The 2184-nt window shown below is 69.0% G+C and carries 3 protein-coding genes; 1 reads left to right on the plus strand and 2 read right to left on the minus strand.

Annotated elements, in window-relative coordinates; all coding sequences use genetic code 11:
* Positions 1-483 (minus strand): lysophospholipid acyltransferase family protein (locus NTX40_07350; GenBank protein MCX5648894.1); only part of this gene is annotated, 483 nt, incomplete at its 3' end.
* Positions 480-1154, minus strand: coding sequence for a (d)CMP kinase (cmk, locus tag NTX40_07355; GenBank protein MCX5648895.1), 675 nt, complete (start codon positions 1152-1154; stop codon positions 480-482). The genes NTX40_07350 and cmk, both read right to left, overlap by 4 nt.
* A 76-nt stretch (positions 1155-1230) precedes the next feature.
* On the opposite strand from cmk, the gene NTX40_07360 reads away from it, so the two are divergent.
* Positions 1231-2133 (plus strand): hypothetical protein, encoded by a 903-nt coding sequence (locus NTX40_07360; protein MCX5648896.1) that lies wholly within the window; start codon positions 1231-1233, stop codon positions 2131-2133.
* Positions 2134-2184: the final 51 nt, after the last annotated feature.

Below are 2184 nucleotides of genomic sequence, written 5' to 3' on the forward strand. Positions count from 1 at the left end.
CCGACGCGTCCTCGGCCAGGCCTCGAACGCCCCGTCAATCACCATCGGCACGATGGGAACGCCCGCCCGGGCCGCTATCGCCGCCGGACCGCCGTGCATCGGCCCGATGGACCCGTCGCGGGTCCGCGTCCCCTCGGGGAACATCAGGACCACGCCGCCTGCCTTGAGGCGACGCAGCGCTTCCTTGACCGCCGCCAGGTCCGCGGTGCCGCGCCGAACCGGAAACGCATACAGGCTCCCGATTAGCCACCGGAACGGTGCAAACCGGAAAAGCGATTCCCGGGCCATGGGGTGAAAGGCCCGCGGCATGCCCACGGCCGCCAGGATCGGGTCCAGGTAACTCTGGTGGTTCGCGACCACCAGCACGCCGCCCGTCCGCGGAAATCGCCGACGATGGTGCACCCGCAGACCGAACACGAGCACGAACAGAAACCCCGCCACCTGCTGCCACAACCGATACCAGACGAGGCGAAGGCCCTTCACGGCGTCTCCTTGGTTCGGCGGCGGACCTCGGCGACGAGGGCCTCGATCATCTCCTCGATGGTCATGCCGCTGGTGTCGACGCGGACGGCGTCGTCGGCGGCCTTCAGGGGCGAGGCCTCGCGCGTCGAGTCGCGGCGGTCGCGCTCCTGAATCTCCTCGAGCACTTCCCGGAACGACCGGTACTCGCCCCGAGCCTCGAGTTCCACTTGCCGACGCCGCGCCCGCTCCCTCGGGTCCGCATTCAGGAAAAATTTCACCTCGGCGCCGGGGAAGACGACGGTTCCCTGGTCGCGTCCCTCGGCGACGACATCGCCGGCCCGTTCGGCGAAGGCGCGCTGCTTCCGAACCATCACGCGGCGGACGGTGGGCGCGCGGGCGACGTAATGCGCGTGCGTGCTCACCCGGTTGGCGCGGATGGCGTCGGTGACGTCGCGGCCGTCGAGACGGACCCGCTGCTCGCCCGCCCGGCCGTCGAGTTCCACGTCGCTCGCCACGGCGAGGGCCTCGAGGGCTTTCTCGTCTTCCAGGTCCACGCCGGTTTCGAGGGCCTTCAAGGTCAGCGCGCGGTACATAGCGCCGGTGTCGAGGTGGGCGGCTCCGAGGCGTCGGGCCAGGCCCGCCGCCGCCGTGCTTTTCCCGCTGCCGACCGTCCCGTCAATCGTGACAATCATGGCGGCGGCATTATATCGCCCCCCTCCGGGGCGGAAAAGACTGGAATTGCCGGCCTGCGGCGCGGAGAATCCCCCCATGAGCACGCTTCGCGGCTACGGGCGTCTCCTTCGCGTTCCGCTGTTCGTGACGGCCATCTCGGACGTCATCGCCGGCTACGCCGTCGCACTTATCGGTTCCGGGAAGATCACCGACTTCGACGGGCGGACGGTCATCCTTCTGGCGGGCATCTCCGCAGGGCTTTACCTGTTCGGCATGGTCGAGAACGACCTGGTGGACCTGCGGCGCGACAGGCTGATGAACCTTCCCCGGCCGCTCGTCACGGGCGAGGTCGGCCTGACGGGGGCCTGGCTGCTGCTTGTCGCCGCCGCGGCGCTGGCGATTCTCGGCGTCTCCCGGCTGACGGGCTCCGCGGTGCTCCTGGCCATCGGGACCTTCGGCGTCATCAACCTCTACAACCTCGGCGCGAAGCAAGGCCCGGCCTACGTCGCGATGACCGTCATGGGCCTGTGCCGGTTGCTGAACTACGGCATCGGTGTGGCCGCGGCCGTCGGCTCACCCCACAACCGCGCCGACTGGAACCTCCTGATGCCCTGGGGACCCTTGTGGGTGCGGCACGGCCTGGTGCTTTTCTGCGCCACGGCCGCCATCTCGGGCTACAGCATCGCCGCCAGATACAAACTCGTGGTGTCGAGCCGGCCGTGGCAGATGCTCGCGGTGGTCAGCCTCGTCGCCGGCCTGGGGATGTGGATGCTGATGTACACGCGGCTGGTCGCCGACTTCATGCCGCCGCTCGCCCGCGTCTTCGCCGCCCTCATCCTGGCGGGACTCTGGCCCGGAAGGCTCTGGTCCGGCGCGGGGCCCAGCCGAACTCCCGACGAATACGCCCCCTTCATCGAGCGGGCTCTCTACTGGCTGATCTTCCTCGACGCCGCCTTCGTCCTCGACGCCCTCCTGACGCGCGCCCGGATCGGATTCTAATACTCACTACGCTGTGTTCTTAACCGCAGCCCAGAGGGCCCCTTTCTTACA

This window comes from Planctomycetota bacterium (assembly GCA_026387035.1).
Taxonomy (GTDB): Bacteria; Planctomycetota; Phycisphaerae; order FEN-1346; family FEN-1346; genus JAPLMM01.